The sequence below is a fragment of the Mesorhizobium sp. M7A.F.Ca.CA.004.04.2.1 genome (assembly GCF_004022825.1).
GTDB lineage: Bacteria > Pseudomonadota > Alphaproteobacteria > Rhizobiales > Rhizobiaceae > Mesorhizobium.
In genome coordinates this window covers 1-15,122 of record NZ_RZPH01000033.1, presented here as the reverse complement: position 1 = coordinate 15,122, position 15,122 = coordinate 1, and the positions used below count along the sequence as shown (strand labels likewise).

Below are 15,122 nucleotides of genomic sequence, written 5' to 3'. Positions count from 1 at the left end.
GAGCAGGAATTCGCGATTGCCGTCGCCGCCCTCGATCGGCGACAAATGCAGCCCCAGCGAGCGCCAGCCTGGCACGGAGTCCAGCCAATCCTGCAGCAGGCCGGCGACACGGGAGGCGTCGTAGGGATCTTTCAACAGACCACCCTTGCCGATCGCATCACGGCCCGCCTCGAATTGCGGCTTGACCAGAAACACGGCCTTGGCGCCAGCCTTCGCCAGATCAAGCGCCGGCGGCAGCGCCAGTTTCAGCGAGATGAAGCTGACGTCGGACACGATGAAATCCGGAATACGCCCGCTGAGATCGGCAACGGCGAGGTCGCGGGCGTTCAGTCCTTCGATCACCGTCACACGCGGGTCGCCGCCGATATCAGGATGCATCTGGCCATGACCGACATCGACCGCGGTGACATGGACCACGCCGCGCTCGAGCAACACCTGGGTGAAGCCGCCGGTCGAGGCGCCGATGTCGAGCGCTTCAGAGCCGGCAGGGTCGAGGCCGAAATGATCGAGCCCACCGATCAGCTTGAGTGCCGCGCGCGACACATAGCCTTGCGCCGGATCATCGATGGCAACAAGGCATTGCGGCAAAACGCTCTGGCCGGGCTTGCGCGCAATGACGCCGTCGACGGTCACCGTGCCACGCTCGACCGCGTCGCGGGCACGTGAACGGCTGGCAAACAGCCCGCGCTGGACGAGCAGGTCGTCGAGCCGCTGGCGTGCGCTGGCTGGCAGAGGCGAATTCATCGGCCTTCATGGCGAAAGCCGATGACGATGGCAAGAGCACCGGCCGGAAGCATCTCGTCTCACGTTCCCATCATCACGCCCAGCACATTGGACTGCGGCGATGGTGAGGCGTTCCGTCACGCCGACCACCCTATGAATATCTATCGTTGCGCCGGTTGAGACGGATGACCGCCGAAGCATGAGGTCTCGTCGCCTGCCGATAAGTGCCTAAAATCTAGAAAGCCTCATGATTTCTTAACCAATTTTCATCGCATTTGCTTGAGGACTTCAATGTTATGACCGCGACGACCGGAAAAGCCGGATGAAGAGGCGGCAACCTTGGAAATGGCCAGCGATATCGTCTACAAGGTTCTTGACCGGATTTCCGGCGCCGGCCTGCTGGCGACCGGACTTCTGTTGCTGACTGCTTTGGTCAGCGCCCTGGTCGCCTACTGGCGCACGGTCGAGAAAAAGAGCTGGAAAGAGTTCTTCGAGTTCGCAGTCCCGCATGAGGTCATCACGCACCCTTCGGCGAAAGCCGACCTTTTGTTCTGGGTGACGCGGAAGGCGCTGATGCCATTCCTCATGCTGCCCGCCGGCGTCGTCTTCGTCAGCGCCGTCGGCTATGCGACGAACTGGTTGCTCTCCACGCTGCTGGCGATCCAGCCGCCCCTGATCGAAGGACCGGCAGGGCCGGTGACGGTGACGATCTTCACCATCACCATGCTGCTTGCCTACGACATTTCGTACTATCTCTATCACGTCGCCCAGCACCGCTACCCGGTGCTGTGGGAACTGCACAAGGTTCACCATTCGGCCGAGGTGATGGTCGGCATCACCAAGGATCGCGTCCACCCGCTCGACGAATTGATGAACCGGGCCTGGGACGGCGTCATTCCCGGCATCTGCTTCGGCATCTGGTCGCTGGTGTCGCTGAACCTCGTCGAGCTGACGGTCTTCGGCGTCAACGTCTACATCATACGCAACATCCTGATGATGGATTTCGTCAGGCACACGCATTTCAAGATCTCGTTTGGACCGTTGAACAATCTGATCCTGTGCCCGCACTGGCATCAGCTGCACCACAGCACCGACCCGCGCCACTACGACAAGAACTTCGGGCTGCTCTTCTCGTTCTGGGATCGGCTCTTCGGAACCCTGTGCGTTCCGAGACCCGACGAGGACTTCAAGTTCGGTTTGATCGAACGCAACGTGCGCGACTACCAGTCGCTCGCAGGCCTCTATGTCCTGCCGCTGAAGCGGATGTGGCGGCAGATCGCCAGACATTTCCGCACCGACAAGCCCGAGCCACAGCAATCGCCGCAAAGGGGGAAGCCATGAACGGACCCGCCGTGTTCCGGATGCCGCGAACGCACCGGATCGAAATTGCGACCTCGCCAGCGCGACTGGCAGAAATCGCGCCCGCCTGGGCAGCGCTCTGGCAACGCGCCGGCGGCCTCGTTTTCCAGCATCCCGACTGGATCTCGGCCTGGTGGCACACCACACCGCATCAGGACCGTCGCGGTCTCAGGATCGGCCTGGTCTGGAGCGGCGAGCGTCTCGAGGCCGTCATTGCGCTCGCGACCTTCTGGCGCTCGGGCATCCGTATGCTGGAATGGGCGGCGAAAGATCACTGCGACTATGGCGATGTCCTGGTTGCTCCCGATGCCGAGCCACAGATCCTGCCGCAACTCTGGCAACATATCCTCGACGATGGCGGCTTCGATCTTGCCTACCTCAATCGTCTGTTGCCTGATGCCCGATTCCGGACCCTGCTTGGTCCCGCCGCCCCAGGCCAGAGCAATATCTTGCAGCCAAGCCACCGCAGCGAGGTCAGCTATCGAGTTTCCGGCGCCGGGCAACGCGGCGCACAATGGTTTGAAAGCCAGTCGAAGAAAACTCGGCAAAACTATCGCCGTGGCTACAAATTCATGGAGGAAGGCGGCGCGCTGCGTTTCCGCCTGATGGATGCACACGAAGCCCGCGAGCCGGTGCTGGAGCGCGTCGCCGCGCTGAAGCGGTTGTGGCTTGCAAAACACGGCCGCGTTTCGGACCTCTTCGACGAAGGCTCCCCCGCGCTGGCGGCACTCATATCCGTTCTGGCCAAGCTTGGATTGCTGCGCATCTTCGTGCTCGAACGCGAAGACGAGATCATCGCCATCTCGATCAATTTCGAGCAGCATGGAACGATGATGGCTTTCGTCACCACCTATGATCCGGCCTTCGAACGGGCCTCGCCGGGGATGGTCTTGATGATGGATTACATCCAGTGGTCGTTTGACCGGGGCTTGACCACGATCGATTTTCTCTGCGGCGGCGAGGATTTCAAGCGCCGCTTTGCGACGCATTCGGTGATCTTGTCGTCGGTGGTGGGTGGACGAAACCTGCGCGGACGCCTAGCCGCCCTGGCAGACCGCGCCCGCCACGCGGCGCAATCCTGGCGCCCCGAGAAATCGGCGCAGCAAGCGGAGCTGGTTGCGGCGGAGTAGCATTGCCGACGCTTTTTAGATCGCCTGCACAGCGGCAAGCGCGAAACGATCGGGCAATCCCGATCAAGGCTTGCTGTCTTCAGCTCAGAATACGGTTCGCGAAACCGGGCGCTCGACGGCTGGAGACAAGCCATCCTCACGGCCGCCCGAAGCTTGCTCGCGTGCAGGCTCGATGGCACCCGCAGGCGCGGGAACAGGGGCCGGCAGAACCACCAATTGCGGCACCTGCTTGAAGGAAAAGCCGCCGCGGATGTCGCCCATCTTGCCGGCGATGATGCCCATCGCCGCCTTTTCGAGGCTGCGGTCATAGCGCGTTTCGGCTGTGGCCGGCGCGATGATAACGGCGCAAAGTGCTGCGCCGCACAGAAGCGTTTTCATTGTTGTTGTCTCCCTGCCTGATCACGATCTAGCAGGGCGCCATTGAAAAACGGCCAAGAGACACGGTAAGCAAAGCGCCAAATGGCAGCGTAAACAATGCCTTAAGATCGCTTGCCGGCAAACTAATTCAAGTCTTTGAGACTTTGATTCAGGCGCGCTGGGATTCAGGCGCGCTGGGCGTGGACTGTGTGCCCGAGTGCCACGAACACGGTGCGCACGATGCCGGCGGCATCGAGCCCGGCATCGGCATACATCTTTTCCGGCTTGGCGTGGTCGCTGAACGCGTCGGGCAGCACCAGCGGACGCACCTTCAGGCCGCTTTCCAGCAGGCCCTCATGGGCAAGGAACTGCAGCACGTGGCTGGCGAAGCCGCCGACGGCGCCCTCCTCCACCGTCACCAGCACCTCATGCGAGCGGGCCAGCCGCCGGATCAGATCCTGGTCGAGCGGCTTGGCGAAACGGGCGTCGGCGACCGTGGTGGACAGCCCGGCAGCACCTAGCTCCTCCGCGGCGATCAGGCAATCCTGCAGCCGCGTGCCGAAAGACAGCAATGCAACCTTGGTACCCTCCTTGACGATGCGGCCCTTGCCGATTTCGAGAACCGAGCCGCGCTCCGGCATGTCGACGCCGACGCCATTGCCGCGCGGATAGCGGAAGGCGATCGGACCCTCATCATAGCTCGCCGCGGTGCGCACCATGTGGCGCAGCTCCGCCTCGTCGGCGGCCGCCATGACGACGAAACCCGGCAGTGTCGCCAGGAAGGTGGTGTCGAAGGCGCCGCAATGGGTCGCGCCATCGGCGCCGACGAAACCGGCGCGGTCGATGGGAAACCGCACCGGCAATTTCTGAATAGCGACGTCGTGGACGACCTGGTCGTAGGCGCGCTGCAGGAAGGTGGAATAGATGGCCGCGAACGGCTTGCAGCCTTCGGTGGCAAGGCCGGCGGCGAAGGTCACCGCGTGCTGTTCGGCGATGCCGACATCGAAGGTGCGCGATGGGAACGCTTCACCGAACAGGTCGAGGCCGGTGCCGCTCGGCATGGCGGCCGTGACGGCGACGATGCGGTCGTCCTCGCGGCCCTCCTGGACCAGGCTTTCGGCGAACACCTTGGTGTAGGCCGGTGCGTTGGCTGGCGCCTTGGCCTGCGCGCCGGTGATGACGTCGAACTTGTTGACGCCGTGATATTTGTCGGCGGCGGCTTCGGCCGGCGCATAGCCCTTGCCCTTCTGGGTGACGACATGGATGAGCACCGGGCCTTCGCCATTGTCGCGGACATTTTTCAGGACCGGGATCAGGTGCTCCAGATTGTGGCCGTCTATGGGGCCGATGTGATAGAAGCCGAGTTCCTCGAACAGCGTGCCGCCGGTGACATAGCCGCGTGCATGCTCGACCGCCCTTGTGATCGCACGATCCGCGCGCTTGCCGAGATAGGACGTCAGTTTCTTGCCGAAATCGCGCAGGCCGATATAGGCCTTGCCGGAGGCCAGCCGCGCCAGATAGGCGCTCATCGCGCCGGTCGGCGGCGCGATCGACATGTCGTTGTCATTGAGAATGACGATCAGCCGTGCATCGAGCGCACCGGCATTGTTCATCGCCTCATAGGCCATGCCGGCAGACATGGCGCCATCGCCGATGACGGCAATGACGCTGTTGCGGCCGCCGGAGAGATCGCGGGCGGCGGCCATGCCGAGGCCGGCCGATATCGATGTCGAGGAGTGGGCGGCGCCGAAGGGATCGTACTCGCTCTCGGCGCGGCGGGTGAAGCCGGACAGACCGCCTTCCTGGCGCAGCGTGCGGATACGGTCGCGGCGGCCGGTCAGGATCTTGTGCGGATAGGCCTGGTGGCCGACATCCCAGATCAGCCTGTCATCGGGGGTGTTGAAGACATAGTGCAGCGCCACTGTCAGCTCGACCACGCCAAGCCCGGCGCCCAGATGACCACCCGTGCGGGAGACGGCGTCGACCAGCTCGGCGCGAAGCTCGGACGCCAATTGCGGCAGTTCACTTTCCGCAAGCGTGCGCAGGTCGGCCGGGATGCGGACCTTGTCGAGAAGCGGCGTATGCGGCGTTGCGTTCACTGTGCTCGGGCTTTCGGTTGATGGGCGAATAGGCCGCCGGCCGGCGAAAGTAAATGCGTGTCAGTGACGCGGATCAGGCCCTAGTCTTTTGTCTATGCATTTCGTTCTGCCACTTTCCGGCGACGGGCATCAGCTTTCCGGCAGCGGGATGAACTCTTCCTCGTCTCCGGGAACGATGTCGAAGCGGCCCGCCTTCCATTCTTGCTTGGCCTGTTCGATGCGCTCCTTCGATGAGGAGACGAAATTCCACCAGATATAACGCTTCGAACCAAGAGAGGCGCCGCCGAACAGCATGAAATGCGCGCCGGTCAGCGACGACACGACGATCTCGTCACCGGGACGGAACACCAGCAGCCGTTCGGCTGGGAACACATCGCCCGAAATCGAGACCTCGCCCTCCAGCGTGTAAATGGCGCGTTCTTCCGCATCGGCCGGGATTTTCACGCTGGCGCCGGGCGCCAGGCGCAGGTCGGCGTAGAGCGTCTCCGAGTCGGCCCTGACCGGCGACCGCAACCCCTGGAAATCGCCGATGATGAGGCGCCCGTTGACGCCTTCGGCATCGATCTCGGGAAGCCTGAGCGCTCCTGTGTTCTCGAAAACCGGTGCCACCTCTTCCTTGTCGTCCGGCAGCGCCAGCCATGTCTGCAGACCGGATACCGACATCGGCGCGCCACGCAGTTCCTCCGGCGTACGCTCCGAATGGACGATGCCGCGGCCAGCGGTCATCAAATTCACGTCGCCGGGCTGAATGACCATTTCGGTGCCGAGTGAATCGCGGTGCCGGATCTTGCCGTCGAACAGATAGGTGACCGTCGACAGGCCGATATGCGGATGCGGACGGACGTCGAGCGCCTGGCCGGCCCGCAGGATGGCAGGACCCATGCGGTCGAAGAAGATGAACGGCCCGACCAGCCGCCTTTTTGCCGTCGGCAGGGCACGGCGCACCTGAAAACCGCCGATGTCCTTGGCGTTCGGAATGACCATCAATTCGATCTGGTCGCTGGCAAAGGCGTCGCCTGCCTCAGGGTCTTTCCCGGGGAAGAAGCTCATGGACTCTCCTTGTCGGCCGTCGAAGGCCGCCTGGCCGCGTCAGGCAAAGCGGATCGCCGCCTTTGCCCGCAGCTTGGCCGCCACCTCTTCGCGATTACGCGGATGCTGATGGGTTTCCAGGGAATCGAGCAGTTCGCGCGCCGAGGCCGCGATGGCTTCGACGGCATGGTCGAAGGCGTGCTGGTTCTGCTTCGAGGGTCGCGTCGTTCCGCTCAGCTTGCGGACGAACTGAAGAGCCGCGTCGCGCACCTCGTCAGGGGTTGCCGGCGGATCAAAATTGAACAGGGTCTTGATGTTTCTGCACATCGCTTCCGTATCTCCTCTTGTCCTTGAGCTGTTTCAATCGGGACGAGTTATATCCTCGATCATGATCATGTCCAAAAACCGGTGAGGCGAGCCTATGTTCGGACCGGGCCTCAATCCGCGTCGAGCGGCTCCGTTCCGACCGGCTTGCCGTCGCGCGACAGCCTGATCTTCTCGACCTTGTCCTCGGCGGCCTTCAGCAGCCGGTCGCAATGCGCCTTCAGCGCCTCGCCACGTTCATAGATCTTGATCGACTGGTCGAGCGGCACGTCGCCACGCTCCAGATCATCGACGATCTTCTCCAGCGCATCGAGTGCCTGCTCGAAGCTCATCGCCTTGACGTCTTCGTTGGTCTCATCGGCCATCATTCATCCTTTCATCAGTCGCCCGACATGGGCGGCGACCGAAAATGCCAATCCCTGCAGATCGTAGCCGCCCTCGAGCAGGCTGACGAGCCGGTTGCCGCTGTGGCGTGCCGCGCGCTGCATCAGTTGGCCGGTCGCCCAATCGAAATCATCCTCGGTCAGATTGATCTCGGCCAGCGGATCGCGGTGGTGCGCGTCGAACCCCGCCGAAATGATAATCAGGTCGGGCGCGAAATTGTCGAGCGCGGGCAGGACGCGCGACAGGAAGGCATCGCGAAACACCTCGCTGCCAGTCTGCGGCGCCAGCGGCGCGTTGACGATGTTGCCGGCGCCCGTTTCGTTCTTCGCTCCGGTGCCGGGATAAAGCGGCATCTGGTGTGTCGAGCAATAGAGCACCGACGGATCGTCCCAGAAAATGTCCTGCGTGCCATTGCCGTGATGCACGTCCCAGTCGACGATGGCAACGCGTTCGACACCGTGTTTCTTCTGCGCATAACGCGCCGCGATCGCCGCCGTGTTGAACAGGCAGAAGCCCATGGCCGTGGTCTTTTCGGCATGATGGCCGGGCGGCCGGGCGGCGACGAAGACGTTGTCGGCGCGGCCCGAAAAGACGTCATCGACGGCGGCGTTGGCGGCGCCGATCGCGGTGATCGCCGCTTGCCAGCTCTTCGGACTGGCAGTGGTGTCGGCATCGATGCGGGCAATCCCCTCGTCGGGAATGGCGGCGCGCACGCGGGCGACGAAATCGGCGGGATGCGCGTAGAGGATGGTGGCCTCGTCGCCTTCCGGCGCCTGGATACGATCGAGCCCGGCAAAGGCTTCCTCATCGAGCACGCGCTCGATGGCACGCAAGCGGTCGGGCCGCTCGGGATGTCCGGGCGGCGTGAGATGCTCGAGGAAGATCGGATGGGTGTAGAGACGGGTGGTCATCGTCCTAATCTAGTGACCCGGATCGACAAAGGCCATGCACGGGCGGCCGATGACTGGGGAAAATCGCGACTGCGTCCATTCGCGTCGCTGCAAGCATTGGCGTCCTCAGCACTTCGGCGTAAGGTTTTTGGTACTGCCTGGTGCCCGCCGCAAGCGGGAGAATCGGGAACACGGTTGAATTCCGTGGCGTGCCCAACGCTGTGAGGGGGACCGCGCCGGTAAATGCCACTGTCGATGACGGGAAGGCACCGGACGCGGGTTGATCCCGAGCCAGAAGACCGGCCTGGCAGGCATCGTCATCCGCATGGTCAGGCGGATGATATCAATTGCAATCGCAAGGGGACAAGCGATGCCGGAACACCTGACCGCTGCTGTTGGCGACGGATTTGACCAGAGTGCGCGCGATGCGGTCTATCGCGCCATGTTCACACGGCGCGACGTGCGCAGCCATTTCCTGCCCACCGCGATCGATGACGACGTGCTGGCGCGGCTGCTGCTTGCTGCCCATCACGCGCCATCGGTCGGCTTCATGCAGCCATGGAATTTCATTGTCATTCGTGACATCGAGCGACGGGCGGAGGTGCGCGACCTGTTCCTGGCCGCGCGCGAGCAGGAACTGCCGGCGATCGACGAAGAGCGGCAGGAACTCTACCGCAAGCTCAAGCTGGAAGGCATCTGCGAAAGCGCGCTCAACATCTGCATCACCTGCGACCGGCAGCGCTCGAAGGGTTCGCCGCTGGGACGCTGGCACAATCCGGAGATGGATCTCTACAGCACCGTCTGCGCGGTGCAGAATTTCTGGCTGGCCGCGCGTGCCGAGGGCGTCGGTGTAGGCTGGGTCAGCATCATCGAAGCGCAGGCGCTAAAGCGGCTGTTGGCCATTCCGGACCACGTAACGCCGATCGCCTATCTCTGCGTCGGCCGTGTTTCCGAGTTCGCTCCCAAACCGGACCTTGAAACGCATGGCTGGGGACGGCGGCTGCCGCTGCCGGAGCTGATCATGAGCGAGACCTTTTCCGGGCAAGGCGAGACACAGCTCAAATCCACCGTGGCGCGCCTCAACACCGTTTCTGCCTCACCAGACATCACCCGCCCGGCCGATCAGGGTGTGGCGCCGGCCGTAGCCCAGCGCGAACCGCCGAAGGAGGCGAGCGCCTTGTCCTTGAGCTCCCTGAACTTCGACGACGCCTCGGCCAGCCGGGCGTCCCAGGCCGGATCCGGCACCTGGCCCGCGATGGTCTTGAAATAGACCTGCATCAGGCAGGCGATGGCGAAGGGTTCAATGAATGCCGCCTTGAATGCCCAGGCGAAGACGATGGCGAGCACAAAAGCCCAGCCGGCGAGCTGGCCAGGCATCAGGAACAGAATCGCGCCGGCAGGCGCCAGCATCATCAGAAAGATGATGAACGACACGCCCCACATGATGACCGCCAGCCAGACGGCGTTCTTGACCATGACCTTGCCGTTCTGGGCATAGAGCACGACGCCCTGGCGCGCCGTCTCGAAGGGCGAGGCTGAATTGATGCGGATGTTGTAGCCGAGGATGATCTCGTCGACATAGGTCAGCGACAGGCGGATCACCGTGTTGATGAAGGAGACCAGGCCGCTCAGGCCCGGTATCGGCAGGAAGGCGGCGATGCCGCCGAGCAGGCCGGTGATGGCGCGGATGGCGCCCTTGACGAGTTGGTCGACGACGAAAAGGATGTTGGCCTCGGCGAAACGCTGGGTCACGATATCCCTGGCATAGGCGATCTGGTCCTGACGCCGGGAATGTCGCGGCCGTCGATCAGATGAACCATGACGGCGATGTGGCCGGCCTTGACGACATAGAGGATGTATTCGCGGATCCAATACACAGCGATCGAGACGAGGCCAAACCCGACCACGCCGCCCCACAGGGCAAAGGACATGGGCCCGTCGGGATCAGTGGAGATATGGCCGACGCCATAGCCGACCGAGGCGCCGGTGCCCGTCGCCATAATGTAGGCCAGCGTGATGCCGAAATAGACGATCATGCGAAAGACGATGAACGGCCAGGTCCGCATCATGATGGACACCGACCGGCCGATCTCAAAATCCCACATGTGCCCCGAATCTCCGCCTCAGAGATGGTGGAAGAGGATGGACTCAACCCGGCGATTGTCAATTGCCGGCCCTGACGCCAAAGGGCAACGAATTCGGGCTAACGGGTTTCTTCGGAGCCTTCGCCGGCGCGTAGGCTGACGGAGCATCAAACGAAAAACCCGCCTGTGCGGCGGGTCACTGGCGCAAATCAGCACCATGGACGAATATGTACCTTAGCTGAGGTCACCGAGTCAAGAAAAAATTCCTATCGGGAACAGCTGCCGGCACGAAAGCTCCGGTGGGAACTTCAATTCGACTGCGGGTCCGGCTTCTTGAGCAGGCCTTCGAGCAGTTGCTTGAACGCCGTCACCACCTTCTTCGACGTCGCTTCGGGGTCGCTCGAATTGGCGATCCGTTGCGCTGCCTGGCTGCTCGCTCCGTTGATCAGTCGCGAGGCCGTCTCGGGGTCGAGGCTGGAGACAACGACCCCCTCCTCCTGCAGCGCGGTCAGATGGTCGGTCATTGAAGCGATGCACGCACTGCAATTCGGCCATTGCGCTGGATCCCCCAGCACGGCCGGGCCATCCCGGAACATGATGCGCTGGATTTCCGGCTCCAGCGCCATCTCGATATAGGTCGAGCACTCGTCGACGAAATGCTGCCAACGGGTCGGCGCTCTCGACGCGACCTCATTGATGCGCGCCGCCATCTCGCCGTCAATCTGGGCTATGACCGCCTGCAGCAGCCCCTTTTTGTCGCCGAAATGATGATAGAGCGCGCCGCGCGTCAGCCCGGCCGAAGCGGTGAAATCATCCATCGAGGCTTCCGCATAGCCTGTTGTGCCGAAGGCATGACGGGCCGCCGCGATCAGCTTGGCGCGCGTCTCGGCGATCATCTCCTTGCGGGGTCTGTGCATGGCTTCTGGCCCTATTCACATACGCAACGTATGCCAATTGACATACGCGACGTATGGTCTATTTAATGATCATACGCTCCGTATGTAATTGTCCAATCGTCCTTTGTCGAGGAACCAACCGATGCAAAATCCCTACGCGGAAATCTTTCGTGCCCCGGGAGCCAAGGGCTTTGCGGCCGCCGGCTTCATGGCGCGCCTGCCGATCGCCATGGCGCCCATCGGCATCGTGGCGATGCTGTCGCAGACGCGTGGCGAATACTGGCTGGCCGGAGCCGTCTCGGCGACATACGCGCTGGCCAACGCCTTCGTCGCGCCGCAGATATCGAGACTGGTGGACCGCCTGGGCCAGACACGAATCGTGGTGCCCACCACCATCATCGCGGTGCTGGCTTTCGCGGTCCTGATAGCGGCGGCCAACCAGGACTGGCCGGTTTGGACTCTGTTCGTATCGGCACTGCTGGCCGCCGCCATGCCAAGCATACCGGCGATGGTGCGCGCGCGCTGGACGGAGATTTTCCGGGGGCGGCCGCAGATGAACACCGCATTCGCCTTCGAGTCCGTGGCCGATGAACTGGTCTATATCGCCGGGGCATCGCTATCGGTCGGCCTGAGTGCCGCCCTGTTCCCGGAAGCCGGCGTTCTGGTGAGCACATTATTTCTCGCATTCGGATCAGCGGCCTTCATCCTGCAACGCTCGACCGAGCCCCGGGTGCGGCCGGTCGACCATAACTCAAGCGGCTCGGCGATCCGCCTGCGGCCGGTTCAGATCATCACCCTCGCCCTGATCTTCATCGGCGCAACCTTCGCGACGACGGAAGTGACCACCGTGGCGATCACCAAGGAGCTTGGCCAACCGGGCGCCGCCAGCCTCGTCATCGGCGTTTATGCGCTGGGATCGTTCGTGCTCGGCATCATCGTCGGCGCGCTCAGCCTGAAGGCGCCGCTGAAACGCCAGCTGGCCATCGCAGTCGCCCTCGTCGCGCTCGGCACGCTGTTGCCGCTCACCGCCGACACCGTGCCACTGCTGGCGCTGACCGTGTTCATCAGCGGTGTGGCGATCTCGCCGACCTTCATCACCGCGTTCGGCCTGATCGAGCGGCATGTGCCGGAAGCGATGCTGACCGAAGGCATCACCTGGGTCATGACCGGCATCGGCATCGGCATGGCGCTGGGCTCGTTCGCGGCCGGCGCGATGGTGGATGCGTTCGGCGCCAAGAGCGGGTTCTGGGTGTCGGTGGCTTCAGGCACGATCGCACTGGCCACGGTGCTGCTCGGCCAACGCAGCCTTGCCACGACTGAGTGCGAGATGGACGGATGCGAAGCAGCCGCGATTGCCGCGGAATAGTTCCGGCGCGTCCGGGCTTTAGGACCGGGCGCGCCGCTCTAGGCGGCCGGGCCTGAAATATTGGCTTTTCCCGGGTGCGCCAATGCCAAAAGTATCGTTGGCGCCCCGCGCAGCATCACCTCTTTTTCGAAGGCGAAGCCACATTTCTCCAGCACCCGTCGCGAGGCCGGATTGGCGGGGCGGACGAGGCCGACAACCCGATCGGCACGCAAGGGGCCGAACGCGGTGCGCAGTGCTTCCATCACCAATTCCGTGGCATAGCCATGTCCCCAGGCCGCCGGATGAAGATGATGGGACAGGTTCAGACCGTCGAAATCCGCCGATACCGTGACGCCGCCGAAGCCGATCAACTTTCCATCCGCCTCGACTGCCCAGCGGCCAAAGCCGTGCTTGTCCCAATGACCGATGTCGCGCCTCAGCCGCGCGGCGCTCTGCTGGGCTCTATCCGGAACAGGGTCGGGTCGATGCGCAACAAGCTCCCCGCGCGAAAAGAGATCGATCAGGAAATCCAGATCAGCCTCTGCCGGGCGGCGCAGCAAAAGCCGCTCGCTGCGCTGGCTGGAAGGCAGGGGCGCATTCATCCGTCTTCTCCGGCAACCGGATCGGCGGGAGGCTCAGAGGATCTCGGTCTTGGCGATGTGGATGCCAAAACCTTCGAGGCCGACATAGTGGCGTTCGCGCGAGGCGATCAGGTTGATCGAGGAGATGCCGAGATCCTTGAGGATCTGCGCGCCGAGCCCGATCTCGCGCCACTCGTTTTCGCGGCGGCGGGCCTCTTCGTGATCCTCGCGGTCGCCGCTTGCCGGTCGTTTGCGCTCCTGATGCGCAACGCCGACGGAGCCTTCTCTGAGATAGACGATGACGCCGCGCCTGCGCTCGCCCATTGCCTTCATAATGGCGTCGAGCCGGTGGCTGGTGCCGAACACATCGGTCACCACATCCTCCGAATGCAGGCGCACCGGGACCTCCTCGCCGTCACGAATGTCGCCGAAGACGATGGCGACGTGGTGCATGGAGTCCCACGGCAGCGTGTAGGTGAAGACCTGTGCCTTGCCGCCGAGCGTGTCGATTTCCGAGCAAGCGACGCGTTCGACCAGAGTTTCCTTACGTTGCCGGTAGGCGATGAGGTCGGCAACCGAAACCTGCTTCAGCCCATGCTCCTCGGCGAAAGCCTGCACCTGCGGGCCGCGCTTGACGGTGCCGTCATCATTGACCAGCTCGGAAATGACGCCGACCGGCGGCAGGCCGGCGAGCTTGCACAGATCGACCGCTGCTTCGGTATGGCCGGAGCGCATCAGCACGCCGCCTTCGCGCGCGATCAGCGGGAAGATGTGGCCGGGGCGGACGAAATCCGAGCCACCGACATTGCCGTTGGCAAGATTTCGAACGGTCAAAGTGCGATCTTCGGCCGAGATGCCCGTCGTGGTGCCATGCTTGAAATCGACGCTGACGGTGAAAGCGGTGGTATGGGCGGAATCGTTGTCGGCGACCATCGGCGCAAGGTTCAGCCGCTTGGCTTCTTCGCGCGGCATCGGCGTGCAGACGATGCCGGAGGTGTGGCGCACGATGAACGCCATCTTTTCGGGCGTGCAGTGGACGGCGGCAACGATCAGGTCGCCTTCGTTCTCGCGCCCGTCATCATCCATGACGACGACGATCTCGCCGCGTTCGAAAGCACGCAGGGCTTCGACGATCTTCTTCTGGTCGTAAGGCATAAGTGCTCGCTTTGCTCGCAGGGAATAAGGGAGTAGGGCAGTACGGGAGTAGGGAAAAGCAAAAAGATTTGGCCGGCCGCGCTAAGAGCGCAACATATTCCCTTATTCCCCTATTCCCTTCCCGTCTGTCCCCGATGCCGCAGATAGTGGTCGGCGATCGCACAGGCAACCATTGCTTCGCCGATCGGCACGGCGCGGATGCCGACGCATGGGTCGTGGCGACCCTTGGTCATGATCTCGACGTCCCTGCCGTCCTTGTCGATCGACTTTCGCGGCGTCAGGATCGAGGAGGTCGGCTTGACGGCGAAACGAGCGACGATCGCCTGGCCGGTCGAGATGCCACCGAGGATGCCGCCCGCATTGTTGGACAGGAACACCGGCTTGCCGTCATTGCCGATGCGCATCTCGTCGGCATTCTGCTCGCCGGTGATACGGGCGGCCTCGAAGCCGTTGCCGATCTCGACGCCCTTGACCGCGTTGATCGACATCAGGCCGGAGGCGATGTCCTGATCGAGCTTGGCATAGATCGGCGCGCCGAGGCCTGGCGGAACGCCGTCGGCGACGATTTCGATCACCGCCCCGACCGAGGAGCCCGCCTTGCGGATGCCGTCGAGATACTGGGTGAAGACGGGTACGGAGGCCGGATCGGGGGTGAAGAACGGATTTTCGGCATCGCCGATGAAATTCCAGTTCCAGTTGGCGCGGTCTATGGATTTTTCGCCCATCGACACCAGCGCGCCGCGCACCACAACGCCCGGAACCACCT

General features: G+C 63.2%; 14 protein-coding genes, 2 pseudogenes and 1 riboswitch. Of the genes and pseudogenes, 4 read left to right on the top strand and 12 right to left on the bottom strand.

What is annotated here, in order from left to right:
- Positions 1-744, bottom strand: a 744-nt coding sequence (locus tag EN893_RS03210) for a TlyA family RNA methyltransferase (RefSeq protein WP_164900701.1), incomplete at its 3' end; no start/stop codon positions are given.
- 324 nt (positions 745-1,068) lie between these two features.
- On the opposite strand from EN893_RS03210, the gene EN893_RS03205 reads away from it, so the two are divergent.
- A complete protein-coding gene (locus tag EN893_RS03205; RefSeq protein ID WP_164748752.1) occupies positions 1,069-2,064 on the top strand; it encodes a sterol desaturase family protein in 996 nt (331 codons plus the stop codon).
- A 266-nt stretch (positions 2,065-2,330) separates the two neighbouring features.
- Positions 2,331-3,212, top strand: coding sequence for a GNAT family N-acetyltransferase (locus EN893_RS03200; protein ID WP_236382844.1), 882 nt, complete (start codon positions 2,331-2,333; stop codon positions 3,210-3,212).
- Between the two features lie 84 nt (positions 3,213-3,296).
- On the opposite strand, the gene EN893_RS03195 is transcribed toward EN893_RS03200, so the two are convergent.
- From EN893_RS03195 to EN893_RS03170, 6 genes are all read right to left on the bottom strand, one after another.
- Complete coding sequence (locus tag EN893_RS03195; protein ID WP_127268717.1) at positions 3,297-3,590, bottom strand: hypothetical protein; 294 nt, start codon at positions 3,588-3,590, stop codon at positions 3,297-3,299.
- 164 nt (positions 3,591-3,754) lie between these two features.
- Entirely contained in the window at positions 3,755-5,668 is a 1,914-nt protein-coding gene (dxs, locus tag EN893_RS03190) for a 1-deoxy-D-xylulose-5-phosphate synthase (protein ID WP_127268718.1), read from the bottom strand.
- A 129-nt stretch (positions 5,669-5,797) separates the two neighbouring features.
- Positions 5,798-6,718 (bottom strand): pirin family protein, encoded by a 921-nt coding sequence (locus EN893_RS03185; RefSeq protein WP_127270330.1) that lies wholly within the window; start codon positions 6,716-6,718, stop codon positions 5,798-5,800.
- Between the two features lie 39 nt (positions 6,719-6,757).
- Positions 6,758-7,024, bottom strand: coding sequence for a DUF2277 domain-containing protein (locus EN893_RS03180; RefSeq protein ID WP_127268719.1), 267 nt, complete (start codon positions 7,022-7,024; stop codon positions 6,758-6,760).
- 110 nt (positions 7,025-7,134) lie between these two features.
- Complete coding sequence (locus EN893_RS03175) at positions 7,135-7,386, bottom strand: exodeoxyribonuclease VII small subunit (protein ID WP_127268720.1); 252 nt, start codon at positions 7,384-7,386, stop codon at positions 7,135-7,137.
- Positions 7,387-7,389: 3 nt separating this feature from the next.
- The gene (locus EN893_RS03170; protein ID WP_127270331.1) at positions 7,390-8,316 is read right to left on the bottom strand and encodes a histone deacetylase family protein; all 927 of its coding nucleotides are present in this window, start codon (positions 8,314-8,316) and stop codon (positions 7,390-7,392) included.
- 121 nt (positions 8,317-8,437) lie between these two features.
- Positions 8,438-8,618, top strand: a riboswitch (cobalamin riboswitch).
- Positions 8,619-8,620: 2 nt separating this feature from the next.
- Here EN893_RS03170 and bluB point away from each other — a divergent pair.
- Positions 8,621-9,295 (top strand): annotated as a pseudogene (gene bluB / locus EN893_RS38965) (5,6-dimethylbenzimidazole synthase); the annotation flags it as partial.
- Between the two features lie 122 nt (positions 9,296-9,417).
- Here the strand turns inward: bluB and EN893_RS03160 are convergent.
- Positions 9,418-10,400: pseudogene (locus EN893_RS03160) on the bottom strand (hypothetical protein).
- Between the two features lie 287 nt (positions 10,401-10,687).
- Positions 10,688-11,296, bottom strand: coding sequence for a TetR/AcrR family transcriptional regulator (locus tag EN893_RS03155; protein WP_127268181.1), 609 nt, complete (start codon positions 11,294-11,296; stop codon positions 10,688-10,690).
- 121 nt (positions 11,297-11,417) lie between these two features.
- On the opposite strand from EN893_RS03155, the gene EN893_RS03150 reads away from it, so the two are divergent.
- The gene (locus EN893_RS03150; protein ID WP_127268180.1) at positions 11,418-12,641 is read left to right on the top strand and encodes an MFS transporter; all 1,224 of its coding nucleotides are present in this window, start codon (positions 11,418-11,420) and stop codon (positions 12,639-12,641) included.
- Positions 12,642-12,679: 38 nt separating this feature from the next.
- Here EN893_RS03150 and EN893_RS03145 read toward each other — a convergent pair whose 3' ends face one another.
- From EN893_RS03145 to EN893_RS03135, 3 genes are all read right to left on the bottom strand, one after another.
- Positions 12,680-13,222: a GNAT family N-acetyltransferase gene (locus EN893_RS03145; protein ID WP_127268179.1), complete on the bottom strand. Its 543-nt coding sequence runs from the start codon at positions 13,220-13,222 to the stop codon at positions 12,680-12,682.
- 33 nt (positions 13,223-13,255) lie between these two features.
- Positions 13,256-14,356 carry a 3,4-dihydroxy-2-butanone-4-phosphate synthase gene (gene ribB / locus EN893_RS03140; RefSeq protein WP_127268178.1) on the bottom strand — a complete coding sequence of 367 codons (1,101 nt, stop codon included), beginning with the start codon at positions 14,354-14,356 and terminating at the stop codon, positions 13,256-13,258.
- A gap of 110 nt (positions 14,357-14,466) precedes the next feature.
- On the bottom strand, positions 14,467-15,122 hold a 656-nt coding region (locus EN893_RS03135), incomplete at its 5' end, for a chorismate synthase (RefSeq protein WP_128361398.1).